We start from the raw sequence: 24,391 nt of genomic DNA on the forward strand, positions 1-24,391 counted from the left end.
TTGCGCAGGGCAACCGTCATGCGATTGACGGTATCGACCAGATCCTTGATCTCGTCGTTGCTGGTAACGGTCACTTCATTGTCGAGGTCGCCGGTAGCAACCGCGTCCAGCGCGACACTGACCCGCTTCAGACCACGCGACACGATCATGCTGATCCACAGCGCGCCACCGATGGCGATCAGGACGGCAATCACCGCCGCGGTCAGCAGCATCGTGCGAGCGCCGCTGTAGGCCGCTTCGGTCTCAGCCCGCGATTCGGCCATCTTCTCAGTGCTGCGCTGAATGAGAACGTCCAGCGACGCCGACATCTTCTTCATCAGTTCGCGCGACGTCGTCAGCGTTATACGGGCCGCGTCGGCATCGTTGTTGGCCAGTGCGAACGTCCGGATTTGAGCATTGAAGCCCTTAAATTCCTGCCAATTCGCGTCGACCTTTGCCCAGTCCGGCTTGGATCGTTCGGCAGTATTCTGGATCGCGACCGCAATCATCTGATCGAGCTGGGCGACCTTCGCGAGCGATTCCTGATCCAGCTGACGGACGAGTGTCATGTCGTCGCTCAGCACCATGTTCTTTTCGAGGCGCAGCAGTTCGTTGAGCGTAACCTTGATCGTCAGGTTGCGGTTCTGGCGCGATACCGGACCTTCGATGAGTTCGACGAAGCTCTGGTTCATCGTCGCCATCTTGGTAATGCCGATGGTAACCACCGCCAGCAGCAAGGCGATCATCACCCCAAAGGTGACGCCGAGCTTCATTTTTAACGTTGCACGCATAATTCTATCCCCCCCGGGATCAGTGAATGGAGGAAGCGACGGCGTTGTCGCGGGTGATCGACTGGAAAATCGCTGCGAGGTCGGGCAGCACGACGATATCGTCGTCGCCATGCCGGACCAGCGCCCGGACATGTTCGCGCCGCCAGCGCAGGCCGACGACCGGCGCAGTCTCGCTGCTGGTTGCCGCGAAGGTCGCGACCTCGTGCACCTTATCGGTGCGCAGGCCGATGATCGTCGGTACGCCGTCGAGTTCGATCTCGATGACGACGATCCGGCTGTCCTTGGTCGAGGCCGATACTTCCATGCCGAATGCGGGATGCAGGTCGGCCAGCGGGATAATCCGCCCGCGGAAGTTGATGACGTTGCCGACCAGCTTCGGCGCACCCGGCACCCGCGTTTCGGGCATCATGTCGAGGATTTCGCGGACCAGCACCGCTTCGAGGGCGAAGCTCTGCCCGCCGAGGTCGAAGACCAGCACTTCGAGCTGATCGTCGCTGTTCCATGGGACCAGGCCGCCGGCCTGATGGTTCTCAACCGGCTGCACGCAGCGTCTCCTCACGAGGCTGGCCGAGCGCGATGAGCTGGGCGATGTCGAGGATCAGCGCGACCTCGCCATCGCCGAGGATCGTCGCGCCGGCAAAGGTGGCGGCGTCGCGGTGGAGCGCCGACATCGGCTTGATGACCGTCTGATGGTTACCGATGATCTGGTCGACGACGAGGCCGACCCGGCCCTGCGGCGTCGATACGACCACGATCTTCTGGAACGGATCGGGGCGGGTGTCGGTGGCGAACATCTCGCGCAGGCGCAGGAACGGGACCAGCTTTTCGCGCAGCGTGATGAGGCTGCGACCGCGATGGCGCAGATCGTCCTCCAGCGACAGTTCGATGCATTCCTCGACCGCGGTCAGCGGAATGACGTAGCGGCCGGTGCCGACGCGCACGAGCAGTCCGTCGATGATCGCCAGCGTCAGCGGAATGCGCAGCGCGATCAGCGATCCTTCGCCCTCGGTCGACTGCACGTCGATCGACCCGCGTAAGCCCTCGATCGTCCGCTTCACCACGTCCATGCCGACACCTCGGCCCGACAGGCTGGTAACGGTCGCGGCGGTCGAGAAACCGGGGGCGAAGATCATCTGGAGCAGGTCGTGGTCGCTGAGCGCCTGATCCGGCTGGATCAGGCCGTTCGCCTCCGCCTTGGCACGGACGCGGGCACGGTTGATGCCACGGCCGTCGTCGCGGATGGTGATGACGACCTCGCCCCCCGCCTGATGCGCGGCGAGCTTCACCGAACCGGCGGCGGGCTTGCCGGCCGCGATCCGGTCGTCGGGCGTTTCGAGGCCATGGTCGCAGCTGTTGCGGACCAGATGGACCATCGGGTCAAACAGGCGTTCGATCACGGTCTTGTCGACTTCGGTCGCTTCGCCGGCGGTGTCGAATTCGATCGTCTTACTGGTGTCGCGCGCCAGATCGTGGATCAGGCGGCGGAAGCGCGAGAACAGCGATCCGACCGGTACCATGCGCATCACCATCATCGTGTCGCGCAATTCGCCGGCAAGCCGTTCGATTTCTTCGGAAACCGATCGCAGCACCAGATCCTGACCCCGGTTGGCGCATTGCGACAGGCGGCTCTGGGCGATGACCAGTTCGCCGACCCGGTCCATCAGCGCGTCGAGACGCCCGGCGGGGACGCGCACGCTTTCCTCCGCCTTCGCGGTCGATCGGGCGGCTGGGCTGTCGGCGGTCGGTGCGGTGGCGACCATAGAGGCGATAGCGACGATCTCCTCGGCGACCGGCGCTTCGTCGATCGAGGCCGCTTCGGCCGGCGCGTCGTCGGCGTCGTCCACGGCGAGCGGCTCGATCGACAATTCCATGTCGTCCATCACGAAGATGAAGACATCCTCGATATCGTCGCGCTTGACGTCGCCGACCAGCGTGACGTTCCAGCCGACATGGCACTCGGTCGGAACCAGTGTCGACAGCGGCGGGACCTTGTCGGTCGTGGCGACGATGGTGCAGTCGCCCAGTTCGCGCAGTTCGTCGAGCAGCATCAGCGGGTTGGTGCCGTTGGCCATCGCATCGACCGGCAAGCGGAACGCGATCTGCCACCCGGTTCTAGCGGGTGCCTTTGCGGCGGCGGGGGCGGTGCCCGACGCCTCGTCGATCGCCTGTTGCAGGCGGGCGAGGATCGCGTCGCCCTCGGCGGCGGGGGCATCGCCGTCGACCAGCGCGCGCATATGGTCCTGCGCCGACAGGATGACCGAGACGAGGCCGGCAGTGGCGGGAACCTGCCCCTTGCGGACGCGGTCGAACGCGGTTTCGCAGTGGTGGGTGAAGCCGGCGAGCGCGTCGAAGCCGAACATCGCGCCCGAGCCCTTCAGCGTATGCAGCCCGCGAAACACGGCGTTGACGAGGTCCATGTCGTCCAGCCGGTGGCCGAGGTCGAGCAACCCCTGTTCCACTTGGTCGAGCACCTCGCCGGCCTCCACGCGGAAGGCTGCGATCGGATCGTCGGCCATCACCGGCCCAGCACCTTGCGGGCGATCTTGACCAGCTGATCGGGGACGAACGGCTTGACCAGCCAGCCGGTGGCACCGGCGGCTTTGGCCTGGTTCTTCATCTCCGGATCGGATTCGGTGGTCAGGAAGATGATCGGCACCCCGGCCTGTGCCGGCTGCTTGCGCAGTTCGCGGATCATCGACAGCCCGTCCATGTTCGGCATGTTCAGATCGGTGACGATCATGTCGAACTTGGTCGCGGTCGCCTTGGCCAGGCCTTCCACACCGTCGCCGGCCTCGGTGACGGTGTAGCCGGCGCCGGACAGGGCGATGCGGATCGCCATGCGCAGGCTGGCGGAATCATCAACGGCGAGGATCGAGGCGGTCATTGCAGGGATACTCCGTGAAACCAGAAATCATGGTCGGCAGCCGGCATCGGTGCGTCGGCGAAGCCGGCACGGCGCAGCAGGGCGGTGAGCGCGTCGTTGGCGGGCGCGGCAAGGCGGACGGTGCCACCATGCAGCCGCGTCTCCGTACGCAGGCTTTCGATCAGCTGCAGGACGCTGAGGTCCGGGGCAGCCAGATCGGCGACATCGAGGACGATGTCCCCGTCCGGCGGAAGAACGCGCAGTTCATCGGCGACGGCACCGATATTGGCCATCGACAAGTTGGCGGGTACGCAAAAAGCAGAAGTCATTCGATCTTGCCCCCAGTAGAGCTGCCGATTCATCTGGCAGACGGGGATTAAGATCGATTTAAGTACGCGAGCGGACGGTAACTTTTCCGGTTAACCAACGGTAACGTTTGCGCTGTCGTCGAAATCGGAATTGTAAGGTTGTCCGTGACTTGCCGTTTCGGGCCCGTCGCAGGCAACGATCATCGACCCACGGAAAAATACGCACATGCCGATTTTTTCGGATTCGGCGCGGATCGATCGGATGCCGCGCATCGCGCCGAGTCGATGCGGCCTATCGGCCGGGCAACCGCCGTGCGATCAGGACCAGCAGGAAGCCGAGCGCGGCGACGACCGATCCGGTGACGACCCAGAGATACTGGTCGATCATGAACGAGCTGGCGGGCCAGCGGATGATGCCCATCCCCTGACCCAGCCAGAATAGTCCGACGAACGCGAGGATCGCACCAACGATCATCACCACGCGCCGGACGATACGCATCTCAGCGCTGCCCCACCGGCACGTAATCGCGCTGGGCGGGACCGGTGTAGAGCTGACGCGGACGGCCGATCTTCTGTTCGGGGTCCGAAATCATCTCGTTCCACTGCGCCACCCAGCCGACGGTGCGGGCGAGGGCGAACAGCGCGGTGAACATGGTGGTCGGGAAGCCGATCGCCGAGAGGATGACACCCGAATAGAAGTCGACGTTCGGGAACAGCTTCTTTTCGATGAAGTAATCGTCCGACAGCGCCAGTTCTTCGAGCCGCAGCGCAGTTTCGAAGACCGGATCGTTGACGCCGAGCGACTCGAACACTTCGCGCACCGTCTTCTGCATCACGGTCGCACGCGGATCGTAATTCTTGTAGACGCGGTGACCGAAGCCCATCAGGCGGAATGGATCGTCCTTGTTCTTGGCACGGGCGATATATTCCGGAATGCGTTCCGGCGTGCCAATCTCGCGCAGCATGTTGAGCGCGGCTTCGTTGGCTCCGCCATGCGCCGGACCCCACAGGCAGGCGATCCCGGCGGCCATGCAGGCGAACGGGTTGGCCCCCGACGAACCGGCCAGACGCACGGTCGAGGTCGACGCATTCTGTTCGTGATCGGCATGCAGGATGAAGATGCGGTCCAGCGCCTTTTCGACGACCGGGTTCACTTCATACTTCTCGGCCGGCACGCCGAAGGTCATCTTCAGGAAGTTGCCGGTGTAGCTGAGCGAATTGTCGGGATACTGGAACGGCTGCCCGACGCTGTACTTGTACGCCATTGCCGCGATCGTCGGCATCTTGGCGATCAGACGATGCGACGCGATCGTCCGCTGGGTCGGGTCGGTGATGTCGGTCGAATCATGGTAGAATGCCGACAGCGCGCCGACGACGCCGCACATGATCGCCATCGGGTGCGCGTCCCGACGGAACCCGCGATAGAAGGTCGCGAGCTGTTCGTGCAGCATCGTGTGGCGGGTGATCGTGTTGGTAAAGTTACCCAGTTCGTCGCCCGACGGCAGTTCGCCGTTCAGCAGCAGATAGGCGACTTCCATGAACGACGATTCTTCGGCCAGCTGCCCGATCGGATAGCCGCGGTGCAGCAGCACGCCTTCGTCGCCATCGATATAGGTCAGTGCCGAATCGCAGCTGGCGGTCGACGTGAAGCCCGGATCGTAGGTGAACGCGCCGGTCTGCGCATACAGCTTGCGGATATCGACGACGTCGGGGCCGATGGTGCCCGATCGCACCGGAAATGCGACGTCCTTGCCCGCGACCTGCAGTTTAGCGTTATCGGCCATCTGGCGTCTCCTGTTAGGTTATGCGGCCGGTTTGGCCTTCTGGTCTTCGATGCGGCCGAGGCTCTCTTCGCGGCCCAGCAGGGCGAGCACGTCGAAAATCCCCGGTGAGGTGCGCGAACCCGTCAGCGCGGCGCGAAGCGGTTGCGCGGCGGCACCCAGCTTCAACCCCGCTGCCTCCGCCACTTCGCGTACCGCAGCTTCGATCGTCTCCGTATCCCATGCTGCGAGTGCGTCAAGCTTGGCGTGCAGCTGCGTCAGGATCGCCAGTGCCTCGGGCGTCAGCAGCGTGATGGCACCGTCATCCATCGCCAGCGGGCGCGACCTGAAGAAGAAAGCGGCATTGGCGGCCAGTTCGTTGATGTCGGCGGCGCGGACCTTCAACACCGGCATGGCGCGCTGCAACAGGTCGCGGTCGATTCCGTCGGGCAACCGCTCCGCGACCAGCGCGGTCAGGCGGGCATCGTCGGCCTCGCGGATGTAATGGCCGTTCAGGTTCAACAGCTTCTTCGTATCGAAACGGGACGGCGATCGGCCGACGCCCGACAGGTCGAACACCTCGGTCGCACGCTCGCGGCTGATGATCTCCTCGTCGCCATGGCCCCAGCCGAGACGCAGCAGATAGTTGTTCAGCGCCTCGGGCAGGACGCCAAGTTCGTCGCGATAGGCCTCCACGCCCAGCGCACCGTGCCGCTTCGACAGCTTGGCACCGTCCGCACCGTGGATCAGCGGCACATGGGCATAGACCGGATCGGGCCAGCCGCCCTCGACTGCGTCCATCGCGCGGATCAGCGCGAGCTGGCGGAAGGCGTTGTTAAGGTGATCGTCGCCACGAATGACGTGCGTCACGCCCATGTCGTGATCGTCGACGACGACCGCGAGCATATAGGTCGGCGTACCGTCCGATCGAAGCAGCACGAAATCGTCGAGTTCGGCATTGGCGACGGTGACGTCGCCCTGCACCTGATCGGCGATCGTGACCGACCCCTCCTTGGGTGCCTTCAGCCGGACGACGAACGGCGCGCCTGCGGGGGCGTCCTCGGGCGCACGGTCGCGCCAACGGCCGTCGTAGCGGATCGGCCTGCCGGCGGCGCGCTGTTCCTCGCGCAGCGCCGTCAGTTCCTCAGGGCTGGCATAGCAGCGATAGGCATGGCCGGCGTCGAGCAACTGGTGTGCGACGGCGGCATGGCGATCGGCGCGTGCAAACTGGAACACGGCGTCGCCGTCCCAGTCGAGGCCGAGCCAGCGCATCCCCTCAAGGATCGCGTCGATCGCCGGCTGGGTCGACCGCGCGCGATCGGTATCCTCGATCCGCAGCAGGAAACGACCGCCATGGCGACGGGCATAGAGCCAGTTGAACAGCGCGGTGCGTGCGCCGCCGATGTGGAGAAAGCCGGTCGGTGACGGCGCGAAACGGGTGACGACAGGCGTCGCGGAAGTGGTTGCGCCCAAGCGCGGATGCTCCCAGAAATCGGGTGGAACAGATATGGCAAACTCAGCCGCGAACGCCCCTAGCATGGCACCCCGCCTGCTTCAAACCACGTACGTCGGGGCCGGGTTCCTCGCCGCGCTGGAACGCTTTGCCGAGGCCGAGCGGGGGCAATTGCCGCTGTGGATGCCGGTTGCGCTTGGGATGGGGATCACGGCGTGGTTCGTGCTGCCGGGGCTGGCGGCGTGGGCGGCGGTGCTGTTGGCCGGGCTGGCGGTGGCGCTGGCCGGACTGGTCCTGCCATGGGGGACGCGGACGGCGCGGGCGATCACCATCGGCGGATTGCTGGCGATGTTCGGCTGCGGATTGATCTGGTGGCGCGCGGAGCGGGTCGCGGCACCGGTGCTGGCCCGGCCGGTCGTCGCGGCGTTCGAGGCGCGGGTCGAGCGGGTCGAGCCGCTCCCGGCGCGCGAACTGGTGCGGCTGACGCTGCGTCCGGACGTAGCCGCGCGACTGCCGCCGGTGGTGCGGGTGAATATCGCCGAGGATGATCTACCCCCCGGGGTCGTACCGGGGAGCCGGCTATCGCTCCGCGCCCGTCTGATGCCGCCACCGACTGCGGCACTGCCCGGTGCCTATGACTTTGCGCGGACCGCGTGGTTTCAGGGGATCGGCGCGACCGGGCGCGGCTTCGCGCCGATCCGGGTCGTCGCGCCGGGCGATCCGGGCAATGCCGCGCTGCGTTCGACGCTGACCGGCCATATCGTCGCGCGCGTCGATGGCAGCGAGGGCGGGATCGCCGCCGCGTTCGTGACCGGCGACCGCGGCTCGATCGCCGAAGCCGATGCCGAAGCGATGCGGCGCTCGGGCCTTGCCCATCTGCTGTCGATCAGCGGACTGCACGTGACGGCGGTGGTCGTCGGTACGATGACGCTGGTACTGAAACTGCTGGCGCTGTTCCCGCCGATCGCGCTGCGGTGTCGGCTGCCGGTCGTGGCGGCGGGGGCGGGGGCCATGGCCGCGCTGGCCTATACCTGGCTGTCGGGCGCGGACGTACCGACGGTGCGATCGTGTATCGCCGCGCTGCTGGTGCTGGCCGCGCTGTCGCTGGGGCGGGAGGCGATCACGTTGCGGCTGATCGCGACGGGCGCGTTGCTGGTGCTGCTGGTCCTTCCCGAATCGCTGGCGGGTCCGAGTTTCCAGCTGAGTTTCGCCGCCGTCACCGCGATCGTCGCGCTGCACGAACATCCCCGCGTCCGTCGCTGGTTCCTGCAACGCGACGAAGCGGTCTGGCGGCGGTTCGCGCGCAGTCTCGGATCGCTGCTGCTGACCGGCCTGCTGGTCGAGGCGGCGTTGATGCCGATCGGCCTGTATCATTTCCACAAGGCCGGGCTGTACGGCGCGCTCGCCAATATCGTGGCGATCCCGCGGACGACCTTCGTCACCATGCCGTTGGAGGCGCTGGCGCTGCTGCTCGATCTCGGCGGACTGGGCGCGCCGGCATGGTGGGCGGTCGAGCAGTCGCTGGCGCTGCTGCTGTGGATCGCCCGGACGGTGGCGGCGGCGCCGGGGTCGGTCGCGGCGTTGCCGGCGATGCCCGACGGTGCGTTCGCGTTGATGGTGGCAGGCGGCCTGTGGATCGCATTGTGGCGCACGGCCATCCGGCGCTGGGGTCTGGTGCCGCTGGTGATCGGCGCGCTCTGGGCGTTGGCGACGCCCGCACCCGACCTGCTGGTGACCGGCGACGGACGGCATTTGGCGCTGGCGACGCCGGCTGGCGGCATGGCGATCCTGCGCGACCGGGCGGGCGACTATGTCCGATCGACGCTGGGCGAAGGCGGCGGTGTCGAGGGTGAATTGCCGCCGCTATCGGATCAGCCGGGCGTCAAATGCAGCGCCGACCTGTGCATCGCCACCCGGCAGGCGGGCGACCGGCGCTGGACGATCGTCGCCACCCGCAGCGGCTATTCAGTGCCCTGGGCGGAACTGGTCGCCGCCTGTCGCCACGCTCACATCGCCGTCAGCGACCGGCGTCTGCCTGCTGCCTGTACCCCGCGCTGGTTGAAGCTCGACCGGACGACGCTCGCCCGCACCGGCGGAGTGGCAATATCGCTGGCCGACGCACGGGTGACGACGGTGCGCGGCGGCGGGCAGCATCCCTGGGAGGTGCCGCAGACGATCGCCCCGCCGCGTCCGCCCTATCGCGAACGGCGGAACGGGCGGAAGGGCGGGGTCTCCGACGCCTTGCGATGATCGTTGATCGCGACGCGCGCGCAGACGAAGGCGAACCACGCGATCAGCATCCCGCCGAGGACGAACGCCCATGGCATCGGCAGCTTCGGGGCGAACAGCGCGAGGATCGGCAGCAATGCCGCCGACCGCACCACGGCGCTCCGCCCGGTCCAGTTCCGCCCGATCATCGTTAGTTAGAGCCGCGGCAGCGTCACGCCGCGCTGACCCATATATTTGCCCGCACGGTCGGCATAGCTGGTCCCGCACGGCTGGTCGCCCTTCAGGAACAGGAACTGACACGCGCCTTCATTGGCGTAGATCTTGGCGGGCAGCGGCGTCGTGTTGGAAAATTCCAGCGTAACATGCCCCTCCCATTCCGGCTCCAGCGGGGTCACGTTCACGATGATGCCGCAGCGGGCATAGGTCGATTTGCCTAGACAGATGACCAGCACGTCGCGCGGCACCCGGAAATATTCGACCGTGCGCGCAAGGGCAAAGCTGTTGGGCGGGATGATGCAAACGTCGGTCTTGCGATCGACGAAGCTGTTCTGCGCAAAGTCCTTCGGGTCGACCACCGCCGAGTCGACGTTCGTGAAGATCTTGAACTCGTCCGACACGCGCGCGTCATAGCCATAGGACGACAGGCCATAGCTGATGCAGCCCTCGCGCCGCTGCGATTCGACGAAGGGCTCGATCATCCCCGTCGCCAGCGCGGTTTCGCGAATCCAGTGATCCGACAGGATCGTCATATCATGCCCTCTTGCTGCTGGCCGCTCCATTGCCGGATCGCGGGGGCAGGGCAAGCGGCTTATACCCGACCTGTTGACCGCGTTCAGCCGATCCCGAGATCGGCCGGTCCGAAGGCGTCGGGCAATAGCTCCGACAGGCGGTAGGTCCGCATCGCATCGCCCTCCGCCGCGCCGCAATGGACCGGCAGGTCGCGGCCGCCCATCTGCGCCGCTTCGTTGATGACCTGTCGGCAGCGGCCGCACGGGCTGACCGGCGTGGTGCCGGTGGCGCGGCCGTCCGCGTCCATCGCCCCGCCGATCACGCCGATCGCGACGATCTGGCGCAGGCGGCCGGCGGCGGAGGCGGTTGCGATCGCGACGGTCTCGGCGCAGAGCGACAGGCCGTAGCTGGCATTTTCGAAATTGGCGCCGGTGACGATCGATCCGTCGTCCATCAACAGCGCTGCCCCCACCGCAAAGCGTGAATAGGGTGCGTGCGCGTTGGCGGCGGCAGCGCGCGCGGCGTCGATCAGGGCGGCGGGATCGGTCATTGGGCGGCTACACTCCACGCGACGGGACGCGCGACGCCATCGAACCGCCGTGCCGGGTTCGCCTGCCACATCCGCCACGGCTGCGCCAGATATGCGGGTTCGAAGAAGCGCCGCTGCGCCCAGAGCGGACGGACGATCGCCGCGCTGACGCGATATTCGTCCTCGAACGCCGGCGAAATGCGCAGCATCATCGGCCGGCCGTCATGATATTCGGCGGGAGCCAGAAAGCCGCGGATCGCCGTCAGCACCTGCGCCCGCGTCGGGCGGGTGGCGCAGTCGTCGGCGAAGTCGAGCGCCAGCGTCGCGGGCAGGGCGTCGGCGGCGCGCGGCACGGTGGTCAGATAGGCGGTGACCTGATCGGCGGTCGGCTCGCACAGTGAAAAGACGTGCAGCGCGCCCTGTCGCAGCCCGGCAGAATGCGCGCCGTTCCAGTTCGTCTCGAACGCTGCATCGCGCTGCGTCCCCTGCGATGCCGTGACATAGGCAAAGTCCGCCCCGCGCGCGCGGGCGGTCGGCCAGTCGATCGCGCCGTCCGCCGCCGAGACCGTCAGGCCCTGCACCGGAAACCGGGCGCGTTCGGGCGTCCAGCCGAACGACCATCGCCACGCGAACAGCGCGACGAGCGCCAGCACCGCCAGCGCGACGAGAATCGACTTGAATCGCATCAGCCCTTGATATGCAGCACGCAGATCAGGGTGAAGAGCCGGCGGGCGGTATCGAAATCGATCTCGACCTTGCCGTCCAGCCGCTCGCGCAGCGCCTCGGCCGCTTCGTTGTGGATGCCGCGCCGGGCCATGTCGATCGTCTCGATCTCATGCGGGGTCGCCTGTCGGATGGCTTTGTAATAACTGTCGCAGATCGCGAAATAGTCCCGGATCGGGCGGCGCAGGCGCGCCATGCCCAGCACCAGCGTCTCGATCAGGCTGCCGTCCTCGCGTGCGATATCGATCGCCAGTCGCCCTTCGGGCACCGATAGTGCGATGCGATACGGACCGGCATAATTGTCGGGCGACACACGGGCCGGGGCAAAGTGATTCGCCTCCAGCAGATCGAAGATCGCGATCCGTCGTTCCTGCTCGATATCGGCGCTGCGCCACAGGATCGTGCGCTCGTCGAGGGTGACGTCGATGATCCGGGGATCGGCCATGGCCTCCTGTCGCCGCTTCGTGGCGTGGCGTCCACCGCAAAATGCGCTGTCAACCGGTTGAGCGTAAGCCTCAGGTCTGGGAGAAGGGGCGATGGCCACTGTTCACAGCATCGGCGGGGGTACTCCCCCGCAACCACCACGCGTGCCCCACAATGTCGACGCGGAGGCGGCGTTGCTCGGCGCGATGCTGATCGACAATGGCCTTGCCGACGACATGGTCGAGCGGCTGGACACCGAACATTTCTATGATCCCGCCCATGCGCGCATCTTCGAACGCGTCCGCGATGTGCGCCGCACCGGCATGATCGCCAGCCCCGTGACGTTGCGGCCGATGTTCGACAATGACGAATTGCTGGCGGCGCGCGGCGGCACTCAATATCTGGTCGAGATCACCGGCAGCAATGCCAGCCTGATCGGTGCGCGCCAGTTTGCGCAGCAGATCTACGACCTTGCCCAGTTGCGCGCGCTGATCACCGTCGGGCGGACGCTGGTCGAAAACGCCACCGACACCTCGACCGAGGTCGATCCCAAGAAGCAGATCGAGGCCGCCGAGGAAGCACTGTTCAAGGTCGCGGCCGAAGGGAACACGACCAATGCGGTGAAGTCGTTCGCGCAGGCGACGACGATGGCGGTCCGCATGGCCGAACGCGCGATGAATTCGGGCGGCGGTCTGTCGGGCGTCACCACCGGGCTCGATTCGATCAACGGCCGGATCGGCGGCATGCATCACAGCGATCTCATCATCCTTGCCGGCCGCCCCGGCATGGGAAAGACGTCGCTCGCCACCAACATCGCCTTCAACGCAGCGCAGCGCTACATGGACGATCAGCGCGCCGGCATGGAAAAGGGCAAGTCGGTCGGGGCCAAGGTCGCGTTCTTTTCGCTGGAAATGTCCGCCGATCAGCTGGCGACGCGTATCATGGCGGAGCAGGCGTCGATCAGTTCCGAAGCGCTGCGCATGGGCAAGATCCGCAAGGAGGATTTCACCCGCCTCGCCAACGCCGCCGCCGATCTCGAACAGCTGCCGCTCTATATCGACGATACCGCCGGCCTCACGATTTCGGGGCTGCACACCCGCGTCCGCCGGTTGCAGCGCAAGCTGGACGGCGAACTGGGGCTGGTCGTGGTCGACTATCTTCAGCTGTTGCAGGGATCGGGCAAGGGCAGCGACAACCGCGTGCAGGAAATCTCGGAGATTTCGCGCGGATTGAAGACACTGGCCAAGGATATCGGCGTGCCGGTGATGGCATTGTCGCAGTTGTCGCGTGCCGTCGAACAGCGTGAGGACAAGCGGCCGCAATTGTCCGATCTTCGTGAATCCGGCTCGATCGAGCAGGACGCCGACATGGTCTGGTTCGTGTACCGCGAAGACTATTATGTTGCGGCCAAGGAGCCGAAGCGCCCGCGCGACGGAGACGATGCGAAGGTGTTCGAGGACCATGCCAAATGGGCGATGGATATGGAACGGGTCTATGGCCTCGCCGAGCTCATCATCGCCAAGCAGCGCCACGGTGCGACGGGCAAGGTCACGCTGAAGTTCGAGCCGCAGATAACCAAGTTCAGCGACTATGCCGGCAGCGGGTTCAGCGGCCTCGACGAATGACCGGCCGGTCCTGACGCGGCAAAAAAAGGGGAAGGGCCGGTGGCACCTCCCCCGATTTGTTGATGGCGTTCGCGTCAGATGCGGAACAGGGCGCCCACCACGATACGGCGATCGTTCAGGAAGCTGAACCGGTCGTACCTCTGGCCATCGGTGTCGATGATGCCATATGCCTTGCTCTTCGTGTCGAGGATATTGGCGATCGATCCGCGGATCTGAAGGTTGCCGATATTGAACTTCAGCGACGCGTCGAGGAAGCCGGCGTCCTCCGCGTAGATCGGGTTGCCCGTCACATAGTCGCGATACGTCAGCAGATACGACGAGCGCCAGTTATAGGCGAGACGCGCCTCGACCACCTTGTCCTGATAGATCGCGACCGCGTTGGCGATGTGCTTGGACTGGCCGAGCAGGTCGCTGACGCCCCAGCGGAACACCTGCGTCACATCGTCCGGCACCCCGTCGCCATTGGCGTCGGCACCGTTGCCCGGCGGTGTCGTGGTCGCATCGATGAAGGTGTAGTTCGCCTGTACGCCGAGATGCTTCAACGGCCCCGGCAGGAAGTCGAAGAACTGCTGATACCCGACCTCGACGCCCTTCACCTTGGCTTTCGCCTGATTGACCGCGCCGTTGTAGACGATGTTCAGGGTCTTGCCGTCGAGGGTCGTCGTTCCCAGCGACAGGTCGCCGTTGGTGATGATGTTCGACAGGCTCTTGTAGAAGCCCGCGACCGACAGATAGCCGCCCTTGAAATACCATTCGTACGAAAGGTCGAAGCTGTCGGCGGTCGTCGGCTTCAGGAACGGGTTGCCGCGGCTGACGCGGATTTCGCTGGCCGAGACATCCTGCGCACCGCGATCCACGCCGAATAGCGGATCGTTCCGGTCGGTGATCTGGTCGTACCGGGTGGTGGTGGTGGTGACCACATACTCCTGTGATGCGCGCAGATCCTGCACGTTCGGCCGGCTCAACCCCTTGCTGTAGCCGAAGCGGAACAGCATCTCACGGTTCAGGTTGAACTTCATGTTGAACGACGGGAGCCAGCGTTCGTCGACGAGGTTGAGCGTGGTCGGGATCGCGGCCTGCTCTGCATAGGCAACTGCCTGCGGCGCGAAGTCGCGAATGTCGTCGCGGCTTTCGGCGTCGTCGGTGCGCAGGCGCTTACCGGTATCCGGGTCGAACGTGTATTGGCAATTCTGCTGCCCCGGACCGCCGGTAAGGCTGCAGGACGGCAGATCGGGGTTGAACGGCCGGAATGCCTGGAAGCCCGACGATTGCAGCTCGGTACGGACGTACCGCACGCCGATATTGCCGTCGATCGACATGCCTCCGTCGAAATCATGTTTGAAATCGACGCGGACATAGGCGTTCTTCGTCCGCTCTGTGATGTCCGACGTATCCTCCGGACGATAGACGCCCTGGCCGAAGCGCGTGCCGTTATCGGTGCCGCGCGGGACCCAGCTACCCAGTGTCGCCAGCTGTGGTTCGCTGGCGATATATTTGCGAAACGCGGAATAGTCGTTGAGGATATTCTGGTTCACGAAGACGAAGTCGGTGTTGCTGCCCTGTATGACGCCGTCGCCACGGAAGAAGTCCTTGAAGCTGACCGCTTCAAAACCCTTGTTCGGGTTCTGGAACGTGCCGGCGATGCCATAGCCACCTGCCCATGCCGGCGCGATCGCACCCCAGTTCAGCGCCATTTCCGAATTGACCTGGCTGCGTTCGGCGAAACGGGCACCGAACTTCACGCTGTCGAACCAGCCGGCAAGGCCGTCCGCGCCCGACACGTCGTAGCTCAGGTCGCCACGCAGCGAGTACAGGTCGCCTTCGCCGTTCTGGAACTGGTCGGCGGCGAACTGGAAATTGGCACCGTTGAAGTCGCTTGAACTGGTCGGCGTCGGAATGAACACGCCCGGCGTGGTGATGACGCCGTTGGTGGTGACCGGATCACGGTCGCCAGAAAAGCGCGTATTGCCAGGATTGAAGCGGTGCGTGGGATCGATGAAGAATTCGACGCGCGGGTGATCGAGGTCCGGCTTCACCGAATAGTTGAAGTAGCTGTTCATGCCACCCCAGATCTGCCGCTGTCGGGCATCGGCCTTCGTATACTGACCGTCCACCGTCACGAACAACCGCTCGCTCGCGGTCCATTTCAGGTTCAGGCTGAAGTCTTCGGTGGTCGCTTCTTCCTGCTTGCCGACGCCGAGCATGCCGATGTCGCGGCCGCGCGCACCGGTCCATGAATCGTTGTTGCTGGTGACGAGGCCCGATTCCATCAGGCCGCCCTGTACCGGATACAGGGTTTCGCAATCGCCGGGGGCGACCGGACGACCGCCGGGGCCGCTGCACATGGGCAGCCCGCTGGAACCCCAGTTCTTGTTCAGCTGCATGTTCTGGACGCCGATCTGGACGCCGCCATTATGGTCGGGGAACCATTCCAGCGTCCGTTCGGTGCTGTTGATCTTGGTTTCGACGCGGATATACTTGAACGTCGCCTGCAGGCTGTCGTTGCGCCACTGCACCGCGCCGTAATAGCTGATGCGGTCGCGATCGAAGTCGGTGTTGCGGAGCTGGAAGCCGGGCGTGATGCCGACGATGCGCGACGGATCGGCACCGATGAATTCATTCGTCCGGTTGTCGTCGTTGAAGTTGCCGGTTTCGGGGACGTTGCCGTTGGCGTCGAGGACGCGCGGGATCGGTGGGCTCTGCTGCCAGCCGTTGATCCGCGAATCGAGCCGCGAGCGCGAATAGGAACCGAGGATGCCGATTTCACCGATGCCGGTTTTCCAGCGCTTGCCCGCGGTGATGCTCCCCTGCGGCGACCATTTTTCGCGAAGGTCGGAAAACGTGCCGTCGAACGCGACGACGAACAGATCCTTCTTGCTGTCAAAGGGTTCGAGCGTGCGCAGGTTGATCGTGCCGCCGATGCCGCCTTCGATCAGGTCGGCGCTCTGGTTCTTGTAGACGTCGACGCCCCCGACCAGCTCGGGCGGAATGCTGGAGAAGTCGAGCGAGCGACCACCATTGGCGGAGAACGCGTCACGACCGTTGAATTCCGAACGCACGAAGCCGAGGCCGCGCACAAGGTTGCCGCGGCCTTCGGGGGATGGAAAGTCGGGGCTGCCGCCATTGGTCGGGAACCGCGAGATGGTCACGCCCGGAATACGACCGATCGCTTCGGCGACCGAAAGGTCGGGCAGCGTCGCAATGTCCGATGCGGTGATCGAATCGACGAAGGTCGATGAGCGGCGCTTGATTTCCTTGGCTGATTCGAGCGCGGCGCGGATGCCGGTAACAACGATTTCACCCTCGGGGGTCGCATCCTGCGCATTTGCCAGCGGCGAGGGAACCTTCTCTTCGGGCGGCGTGATCGCCGTCTGGGCGAAGCCAGCCGCCGGTGTCAGCGCCAATGTCAGCGCCGAGGTCGCCATCAGCAACCGTTTGGCTGAGCGCGACGGATACGCGAGTACCTGCATCTTCATCAATCAATCCCCTCCCTGTGCGGCGTCTTTGCGCGCCGCCTGGTGTCCCCTGTGCCCAATCCTTGCTGCTCGTTGTCGTTTCTCGATACGACGCGGCTGGCAATGGTGGGGCAACGATCGGACGCATAAAGGATTCGATTTACCCCGGCAAGATAGCGGTAACATATTTGGCCGACATCGTTGACAATTGTCCGCCAGCGACGCTTTCTTTGTCGATAAGAATAACATTACGTATACAATGCGTGCTGCATCGCAGCGAAATACGGTGGTAACTGTGCGAAATCTTGTGCGGCGTGTCGTGACTGTTGAAGAGGACGGTAGAATGGCGGATTTCGGGGAAACCAGGTCAGGCGCAGCGTGAGCGGACGGGAGGAGATCGAACGGGTCTGTATCGTCGGTGGCGGTACCGCCGGGTGGATGACCGCCGCTGCGCTTGCGAACAGGCTGCAGGGTCTGGGCGTCCGGGTACAATTGATCGAATCGGACGAAATCGGAACGGTCGGGGTGGGCGAGGCGACGCTGCCGCACATCCGGGCGTTCAATACGACGCTCGGTATCGCGGAAGCGGACCTGATGCGGGCGACCGAGGCGACGTACAAGCTGGGCATCGAGTTTTGCGACTGGGGTCGAATCGGCGACCGCTACATCCATCCGTTCGGCAATTACGGACCGACCGACGACAGTATCCCGTTCTACCATCAATGGCTGCGACTGCGCGAACTGGGCGATGCGACCCGGCTGGACGAATATTCGTTCCCGGTGATCGCCGCCGAACACAACCGCTTCCGCCATCCGGGCAGCGACGTACGGCAGGTCGAATCGAGCTTCGGCTATGCCTATCAGTTCGACGCCTCGCTCTATGCCCGCTTCCTGCGCCGCTATGCCGAGACACGCGGCGTCGAGCGGATCGAGGGCAAGGTGGTCGACGTCGCGCTGCACGGTGAGAATGGTCACGTCCGCAACGTGACGCTGGCCGATGGGCGGGTGCTGGACGCCAATCTGTTCGTCGACTGCTCGGGGTTTCGTGGGCTTCTGATCGAAGGGGCGCTTCAGTCGGGCTATGACGACTGGAGCAACTGGCTGCCGTGCAACCGGGCGGTCGCGGTACCGACCGACAGTCGCGGACCGCTCGGCCCCTATACCCGCGCGACGGCACGGACGGCGGGGTGGCAGTGGCGGATTCCGTTGCAGCACCGGGTCGGCAACGGTCATGTCTATTGCAGCAGCTTCCTTTCCGACGACGATGCGCAGGACCAGCTGATCGCCAATCTCGACGCGCCGATGCAGGCCGAGCCGCGACGGCTGCGCTTTACGACGGGGCGACGGCGCGATTTCTGGAAGCGCAACGTCGTCGCGATCGGGCTGGCCAGCGGGTTCCTCGAACCGCTTGAATCGACGTCGATCCATCTGATTCAGGATGGCATCACCGAATTGCTGGCGCTGTTCCCGACACGCCGCTTCGATGCGGGCGATATCGCCGAATATAACCGGCGGATGGCGCTGCATTTCGAACGGGTGCGCGACTTCCTGTTGCTCCACTATGTCGCGACCGAGCGCGAAGACAGCGAGATGTGGCGGCATTTCCGCGCGCTGACCCTGCCCGACAGTTTGCAGGCGAAGATCGATGCGTGGCTGACGCGCGGCTATGTCGTACCCTATCAGTTCGGATTGTTCCTGCCGCCCAGTTGGGTGGCGGTGATGCTGGGGCAGAGGCTGATGCCGAAGGGATATGATCCGCGCGTGCTGGCGCAGGACGACGCGACGATCGCGGCGCGGGCGGCGGCGCTGCGGCGTGCGGTGGCGCAGGCGGTGCAGGCCACGCCCGATCATGCCGCCTATATCCGTCAATCGCCGGCCGCGGCCGGTCTGGCGGCCTGACGCACGATGCAGGCGTTGGAAACCTCTGCAAAGGTCGGACGCATAATGGTGTGCGGCAGCGGGCTGGCCGCCGAGATGACCGTGGCGACGCTGGCGGCGCAACTGCCGCCGCAGGTTGCGATCGTGCGCGTCGATGCAGGCGACCAGCGGGCGAGCGACCTGTTCTATGGCAGCGTGACCGCGCCGTCGGCCTATGCCTTCAACCTGTCGGCCGGGGTCGACGAGCGGCGACTGATCCTGACGAGCGATACGAGCTTTTCCTGGGGAACGCGCTATGCCGATTGGGGCGGGCGCGGCTGGATGCAGGGATTTGCGCTGCCGTTTCCGGTGATCGACGGGGTGCAGCTGCATCAGTATCTGGCGCTGGTCGGGGTGGACGCGATCACGCCCTATGTCGCCGGGATACAGGCGGCGCGGCGCGGGGTGTTCGTGCATCCGCCGCGCGACGGCGACGGCCAGCACCCGTTGGTGCGCGCCGAATATGGCTATCAATTCGACCCGGTCGATTATGCCGCGCTGTTCGTCGCGGCGGTGCCGGCGGGGCGGGTCGAGCGGGTCGGCGGTACGGTCGTCGGTGTCGAGGTTGCGGACGGTGCGATCGCGGGCGTGCGGCTGGATGATGGCCGGCTGCTGACTGCCGACCTGTATGTCGATGGCAGCGGCCCGGCGGCGGTATTGCTGTCGGCACTTGCGCCGGACTGGCAGGGGACGCGACGGATCGCGCTGGCGGTCGAGGACGATGCCGGCACCGACGAAACGCCGCTGCGGACGGTGCGGGCGACGCCCGATGGCTGGCAGAGCGAGACCCCGTTGAAAGGGCGCGTCCGGCGGATGCGGGTGTCGGCGGCGGGTACCGGTGACGTCGCGGCGACGATCGGTCGACGGTCGCACGGCTGGGTCGGCAATTGCGTCGGCATCGGACAGGCGGCGGCGGTGGTGGAACCGCTGACGCCGGCACCGATGCTGCTGCTGGAACGCGATATCGAACGGCTGCTGACGCTGATCCCGACGCGGGCTGACATGGGTGTAGAAGCTCGCGAATATGATCGCCGGTTCGCCGACGATCACGACCATGCCGACCTGTTCCAGCGCGCGTTCTTCACCGCCGAAGGACTGCCGGATGGCCCCTATTGGCAGGCGGCGACGGCGGAACCGGTGCCGGAGAAGCTGGCGCGCAAGCTGACGATGTTCGCCGATCGCGGGGTGCTGGTTGCCTATGACCTCGAACCCTTTCACCCGGAGGACTGGACGATCCTGCATCTCGGGCTGGGATCGCGGCCCCGGCGGCACGACCGGCTGGCCGATCGTGCCGATCCGGGTCGCGTGCGGCAATATCTGTCGACCATGGAGCGCGACATCGAACAGGCGGTGGCGAAGCTGCCGCCCGCGCGCATCTATCGCGCGCAACTCGAACAATATCTGAAGCGGGGAATGGTATGAGCGCGCCGCTGTTGCGCCGGATCGTGATCGTCGGCGGCGGATCGGCGGGGTGGATGACCGCCGCCGCGCTGTCGAGCCTGCTCGATCCGAAGGACGTCGCGATCACGCTGGTCGAATCCGACGCGATCGGCACGGTCGGGGTGGGCGAGGCGACGATCCCCGACATCCTCGCCTTCAACCAGATGCTGGGCGTCAACGAGGCCGAGTTCATGGCCGCAACGCAGGCGACGTTCAAACTGGGCATCGAGTTCGTCGACTGGGGTGCCAGGGGCGATCGCTATGTCCATCCCTTCGGCCAGCATGGTGTCGACATGCAGGGGATCGACTTCCACCAATATTGGCTGCGCGCCCGCGAGAATGGCGCGCCGCAACCGATCGAGGAATACAGCCTGTGCGCGGTAGCGGCACGGGCTGGCAGGTTCGCGCTGCCCGACCCGAACCCCCGATCGGTGCTGTCGCAGATCCGCTATGCCTATCATTTCGACGCGACGCTCTATGCGCGGTTCCTGCGCCGCTATGCCGAGAAGCGCGGCGTCGTCCGTATCGAGGGGATCGTCGGTGCGGTCGGGCAGGGGGCGGATGGCGCGATCACCGGCCTGACCCTTGCCGACGGACGCGTGGTCGCGGGCGATTTCTTCTTCGACTGCACCGGGTTCCGGGCGCTGCTCGCGGGCGAGACGCTGGGCAGCGGGTTCGTCGACTGGAGCCACTGGCTGCCGTGCGATACCGCGCTGGCGGTGCCGAGCGAACATGCCGGGCCGCCGACCCCCTACACCCGCGCGACCGCGCGCGATGCCGGCTGGCAATGGCGCATCCCGACGCAGCGACGCGTCGGCAACGGCCATATCTTTGCCAGCGCCTTCACGACCGAGGAAGCGGCGAGTGCGACGCTGCTGGCCGGTCTCGATGCGCCCGCGCTTGCCGATCCGCGTCGCATCCGGTTCAGGGCGGGATGTCGCGAGACCTTCTGGTCGGGCAACTGCATTGCGATCGGGCTGGCGGCGGGGTTTCTCGAACCGCTCGAATCGACGTCGATCTATCTGATTCAGGAGGGGATCAGCCGGTTCATCTCGCTGTTCCCGCGCGGCGACATTCCGGAAATCCTGCGCACCGAATATAACCGCCATATGCGCACCGAGTTCGAACAGGTGCGCGACTTCATCATCCTGCATTATGCAGCGACCACGCGCGACGATACGCCGTTCTGGAACCATTGCCGCACCATGCGACTGCCCGATACGCTGCTCCACAAGATCGAACTGTTCCGCGAAACCGGACGCGTGTTCCGTTACAATGACGAGCTGTTCACCCGGCCGAGCTGGGTCGCGGTGATGCTGGGGCAGGGGATCGTGCCGACAGCGTCCGACCCGATCGTCGCGACGCTGCCCGAACGGGATGTCGCGCGCAGCCTCGCGTCGATGCGCGACGCGATGGCGGCAGCGGTCGCGCGGATGCCGACCCATGGCGACTTCCTCGCCCGCTACTGCCCGGCACAGGCGATGGCGGCATGAGTGACGCGAACATCCGCAACGTCGTCATCGTCGGTGGCGGCACGGCGGGATGGATGGCGGCGGCGGCGCTGTCGCACATGCTGGCCGGCAGCGGCATGGCGATCCGCGTCGTCGAATCCGAAGCGATCGGCACGGTCGGGGTCGGTGAGGCGACGATCCCGCACATCCAGTATTTCAATCGCCTGCTCGGCATCGACGAGGATGATTTCGTCCGCCGGACCTGCGCGACGTTCAAGCTGGGCATCGAATTCGTCGATTGGGGGCAGATCGGCGAGCGCTATATCCACCCCTTCGGCACCTATGGGCAGGAGATGGAGGGCATCCATTTCCACCATTTCTGGTATCGCCATGCGCAGGCGGGCGGCGCATTGCCGCTCGATCGCTTCAGCATCGGCGTCGGTGCGGCGCGGGCGGGCAAGTTCATGCGGCCCGATCCGTCGCGGCGCGGGTCGCCGCTGGCCGGGATCAGCTATGCGTTTCAGTTCGACGCCGCGCTCTATGCCAAGTATCTTCGCGAACGGGCCGAAGCGGCGGGCGTGGTGCGGACCGAGGGGCGGATCGTCGATGTCGCACTGAACGGTGCGAACGGCCATGTCGATCATGTCGTGCTTGACGATGGCAGCAGCGTCGCGGGCGACCTGTTCATCGACTGCTCGGGCTTTCGCGGGCTGTTGATCGAAGGCGCGTTGAACGCCGGCTATGACGACTGGCGCGAATGGCTGCCGTGCGATCGGGCGGTGGCGCGGCCCTGCGCCCGCGTCGGCGATCCGACGCCCTATACCCGCGCGACCGCGACCAGCGTCGGCTGGCGTTGGCGCATCCCGCTCCAGTCGCGCACCGGCAATGGCCATGTCTATTGTTCGGACTATGTCGACGACGACACGGCGCTGGCGATGCTGAACGACGGTCTAGACGGTGCACCGCTGGCGGACCCGAACTTCCTGCGCTTCACGGCGGGGGTGCGCCGCAAGGCGTGGGATCGGAATGTCGTCGCGCTGGGGCTGGCGGCGGGGTTTCTCGAACCGCTCGAATCGACGTCGATTCATCTGATCCAGACCGGGATTGCGCGGCTGCTGACCAACTTCCCCGATCGGTCGTTCAATCAGCCGGATATCGATTATTACAATCGGCGCACGCGGTTGGAGTATGAACAGGTCCGCGACTTCTTGATTCTGCATTACAAGGCGACGGCCCGCAACGACAGCCCGCTCTGGCGTCGCTGCCGCGACATGGCGATCCCGGCGTCGCTCGAGGAACGCATCGCGATCTTCCGCGAAAATGCGCGGCTGTACCGGCACGACAACGAACTGTTCAGCGAGACGAGCTGGCTGGCGGTGCTGCACGGGCAGAATATCCACCCGAAGCGGCATCATCCGATCGCCGACATCTTGTCACAGGACGAACTCGATCGCCGCATGACCCATATCGCCGGGGCGATGGACGCGGGGGTGCGGGCGATGCCCGACCATATGGCGTTCATCGACCGGTTTTGTCGCAGTCCGTCCTAACGACGCAAATCGTCGATCAGGTAATGCTTCACCTGCTGCGCCCTGTCGGGCGTCATCTCGCCCAGCGCGCCGCGACCGGCGGCCGGAAGGTGGGTGACCGCGTCATGGCCCGCACCGAAGACATAATGGTCGAACCACGTCCGCCATATGTCGCGCTCGCGCTCGGGCAGGTCGCGGATGCTCATCACCGCGTGCATCAGCGTGCGGAAGGGAGACCCCTGCCAATCGCGCGGTGTCAGGGCCCACCAATAGTTGGTGAGGACGTTGATCGGCGACAGTCCCTCGACCTGATGCCACCACATATAGGGGATGTAGATCGCATCGCCGGGTTCGAGTTCGGCCTCCAGTGCGGTTTCCAGCGCCTCGGCATAGCGCGGATAGCGTTCGAGGTCGGGATTGCGCAGGTCGACCATGCTGACCGGCGGCCCGGCAAAGGTGAAGTCGAACGGCCCGACATACAGGTTGCGGACTTGTTCGGGCGGGAACAGCGTGAAGCGCCGCCGTCCGCCGACCACCACCGCGACGTTTTCCGACATGTCGAAATGGGTCGACACGGTGACGCGGTTGCCGACCCATAGCCGCGCGACCGCGCCCGGACCGGTAATGCCCAGCACATTGTCGCGGGCGAAATCGGGGCAGTTTTCGGCGATCGGCACCGCGCCTGCATAGAAGGCCGGCGGCTGTTCCTCGTCCCGCACGCTCATCAGCGCGCGCAGCAATTCGCCGATCGGGGCGATCCGCTGCTGATAGTTCAGCCCGCGCATGTCGTTGCTGTACCAGAATCTGCCGTTGATCTGTGGCGGCCCCAGAAAGGCGGGGACCGGTTTGCCGAGATCGGTCGCCTCGATATAGTCGCGCAACGCTTCGTCCGACTGCCGGGCGGCCCGAACCGCCGGCCACGACGCGGCGATGCCGCGAAGGACCGCGGGCTGGCGCAGCGGCACGATCTCCGTCTCGAACCGAAGACGATCGACGTCGTGCCATTCACGGATCGGCTGAAAACTGCGCGTCATATGGAAATGCCTGCCAAAACCGTGGCGCGCCCACGCGCCGGATGTAACAGCCTGTAAATCGACGGTTTGCGGAAGTCGATGATATCGCGTCTTTACAGGGCGCGTCGACCTACCTAGCGTTGCAAACGAATTAGCAGACAATACTGCGGAGGG

At 65.4% G+C, this 24,391-nt stretch carries 21 protein-coding genes; 6 read left to right on the forward strand and 15 right to left on the reverse strand.

Annotated elements, in window-relative coordinates; translation table 11 throughout:
• From ASE91_RS20000 to gltX, 8 genes are all read right to left on the reverse strand, one after another.
• The coding region (locus ASE91_RS20000) for an MCP four helix bundle domain-containing protein (RefSeq protein ID WP_162233662.1) at positions 1-881 on the reverse strand (881 nt) is incomplete at its 3' end.
• The gene (locus tag ASE91_RS12140) at positions 790-1,314 is read right to left on the reverse strand and encodes a chemotaxis protein CheW (protein ID WP_055995524.1); all 525 of its coding nucleotides are present in this window, start codon (positions 1,312-1,314) and stop codon (positions 790-792) included. The genes ASE91_RS20000 and ASE91_RS12140, both read right to left, overlap by 92 nt.
• Positions 1,301-3,289, reverse strand: a complete 1,989-nt coding sequence (locus ASE91_RS12145) for a chemotaxis protein CheA (protein ID WP_056626544.1) — start codon at positions 3,287-3,289, stop codon at positions 1,301-1,303. Before ASE91_RS12145 ends, ASE91_RS12140 begins: the two co-directional genes overlap by 14 nt.
• Positions 3,286-3,654: a response regulator gene (locus tag ASE91_RS12150; RefSeq protein ID WP_055995518.1), complete on the reverse strand. Its 369-nt coding sequence runs from the start codon at positions 3,652-3,654 to the stop codon at positions 3,286-3,288. Before ASE91_RS12150 ends, ASE91_RS12145 begins: the two co-directional genes overlap by 4 nt.
• Positions 3,651-3,995 carry an STAS domain-containing protein gene (locus tag ASE91_RS12155; protein WP_235530462.1) on the reverse strand — a complete coding sequence of 115 codons (345 nt, stop codon included), beginning with the start codon at positions 3,993-3,995 and terminating at the stop codon, positions 3,651-3,653. Before ASE91_RS12155 ends, ASE91_RS12150 begins: the two co-directional genes overlap by 4 nt.
• 238 nt (positions 3,996-4,233) lie before the next feature.
• The gene (locus tag ASE91_RS12160; RefSeq protein WP_235530463.1) at positions 4,234-4,440 is read right to left on the reverse strand and encodes a hypothetical protein; all 207 of its coding nucleotides are present in this window, start codon (positions 4,438-4,440) and stop codon (positions 4,234-4,236) included.
• A 1-nt stretch (position 4,441) separates the two neighbouring features.
• Positions 4,442-5,725 (reverse strand): citrate synthase, encoded by a 1,284-nt coding sequence (locus ASE91_RS12165; RefSeq protein WP_055995513.1) that lies wholly within the window; start codon positions 5,723-5,725, stop codon positions 4,442-4,444.
• 18 nt (positions 5,726-5,743) lie between these two features.
• Entirely contained in the window at positions 5,744-7,174 is a 1,431-nt protein-coding gene (gene gltX / locus ASE91_RS12170; protein ID WP_056626549.1) for a glutamate--tRNA ligase, read from the reverse strand.
• A 64-nt stretch (positions 7,175-7,238) separates the two neighbouring features.
• Here gltX and ASE91_RS12175 point away from each other — a divergent pair, with 64 nt between their 5' ends.
• On the forward strand, positions 7,239-9,404 hold the full coding sequence (locus ASE91_RS12175; RefSeq protein ID WP_200911257.1) for a ComEC/Rec2 family competence protein: 2,166 nt from the start codon (positions 7,239-7,241) through the stop codon (positions 9,402-9,404).
• Here ASE91_RS12175 and ASE91_RS19660 read toward each other — a convergent pair.
• The 5 genes from ASE91_RS19660 to ASE91_RS12195 all read right to left on the reverse strand — a co-directional run bounded on the left by ASE91_RS19660 (position 9,350) and on the right by ASE91_RS12195 (position 11,809).
• Positions 9,350-9,571, reverse strand: coding sequence for a hypothetical protein (locus ASE91_RS19660; protein ID WP_156357817.1), 222 nt, complete (start codon positions 9,569-9,571; stop codon positions 9,350-9,352). The two genes, ASE91_RS12175 and ASE91_RS19660, sit on opposite strands and share 55 nt — an antisense overlap.
• A 6-nt stretch (positions 9,572-9,577) precedes the next feature.
• Entirely contained in the window at positions 9,578-10,132 is a 555-nt protein-coding gene (gene dcd, locus ASE91_RS12180; RefSeq protein WP_055995505.1) for a dCTP deaminase, read from the reverse strand.
• Between the two features lie 83 nt (positions 10,133-10,215).
• The gene (locus ASE91_RS12185; protein WP_056626551.1) at positions 10,216-10,662 is read right to left on the reverse strand and encodes a cytidine deaminase; all 447 of its coding nucleotides are present in this window, start codon (positions 10,660-10,662) and stop codon (positions 10,216-10,218) included.
• The gene (locus ASE91_RS12190; RefSeq protein ID WP_056626553.1) at positions 10,659-11,327 is read right to left on the reverse strand and encodes a GH25 family lysozyme; all 669 of its coding nucleotides are present in this window, start codon (positions 11,325-11,327) and stop codon (positions 10,659-10,661) included. Before ASE91_RS12190 ends, ASE91_RS12185 begins: the two co-directional genes overlap by 4 nt.
• Positions 11,327-11,809, reverse strand: a complete 483-nt coding sequence (locus tag ASE91_RS12195) for a UPF0262 family protein (RefSeq protein WP_056500225.1) — start codon at positions 11,807-11,809, stop codon at positions 11,327-11,329. The genes ASE91_RS12190 and ASE91_RS12195 overlap by 1 nt, the downstream gene beginning before the upstream one ends.
• Before the next feature lie 91 nt (positions 11,810-11,900).
• Here ASE91_RS12195 and ASE91_RS12200 point away from each other — a divergent pair, with 91 nt between their 5' ends.
• Entirely contained in the window at positions 11,901-13,412 is a 1,512-nt protein-coding gene (locus tag ASE91_RS12200; protein WP_055995492.1) for a replicative DNA helicase, read from the forward strand.
• A gap of 74 nt (positions 13,413-13,486) precedes the next feature.
• On the opposite strand, the gene ASE91_RS12205 is transcribed toward ASE91_RS12200, so the two are convergent.
• Positions 13,487-16,888, reverse strand: a complete 3,402-nt coding sequence (locus ASE91_RS12205) for a TonB-dependent receptor (protein WP_056626555.1) — start codon at positions 16,886-16,888, stop codon at positions 13,487-13,489.
• A 357-nt stretch (positions 16,889-17,245) separates the two neighbouring features.
• Between ASE91_RS12205 and ASE91_RS12210 the strand changes: the two genes are divergently transcribed.
• The 4 genes from ASE91_RS12210 to ASE91_RS12225 are packed head-to-tail and all read left to right on the forward strand — an operon-like array spanning position 17,246 to position 23,225.
• Entirely contained in the window at positions 17,246-18,766 is a 1,521-nt protein-coding gene (locus ASE91_RS12210; RefSeq protein ID WP_268795961.1) for a tryptophan halogenase family protein, read from the forward strand.
• A gap of 15 nt (positions 18,767-18,781) precedes the next feature.
• A complete protein-coding gene (locus tag ASE91_RS12215; protein ID WP_235530464.1) occupies positions 18,782-20,206 on the forward strand; it encodes a tryptophan 7-halogenase in 1,425 nt (474 codons plus the stop codon).
• Positions 20,203-21,717, forward strand: coding sequence for a tryptophan halogenase family protein (locus tag ASE91_RS12220; protein WP_056626559.1), 1,515 nt, complete (start codon positions 20,203-20,205; stop codon positions 21,715-21,717). Before ASE91_RS12215 ends, ASE91_RS12220 begins: the two co-directional genes overlap by 4 nt.
• Positions 21,714-23,225 (forward strand): tryptophan halogenase family protein, encoded by a 1,512-nt coding sequence (locus ASE91_RS12225; RefSeq protein ID WP_056626562.1) that lies wholly within the window; start codon positions 21,714-21,716, stop codon positions 23,223-23,225. The genes ASE91_RS12220 and ASE91_RS12225 overlap by 4 nt, the downstream gene beginning before the upstream one ends.
• On the opposite strand, the gene ASE91_RS12230 is transcribed toward ASE91_RS12225, so the two are convergent.
• Positions 23,222-24,238, reverse strand: a complete 1,017-nt coding sequence (locus ASE91_RS12230; RefSeq protein ID WP_056626564.1) for a cupin-like domain-containing protein — start codon at positions 24,236-24,238, stop codon at positions 23,222-23,224. The two genes, ASE91_RS12225 and ASE91_RS12230, sit on opposite strands and share 4 nt — an antisense overlap.
• Positions 24,239-24,391: the final 153 nt, after the last annotated feature.

This window comes from Sphingomonas sp. Leaf62 (genome assembly GCF_001421915.1).
GTDB lineage: Bacteria > Pseudomonadota > Alphaproteobacteria > Sphingomonadales > Sphingomonadaceae > Sphingomonas.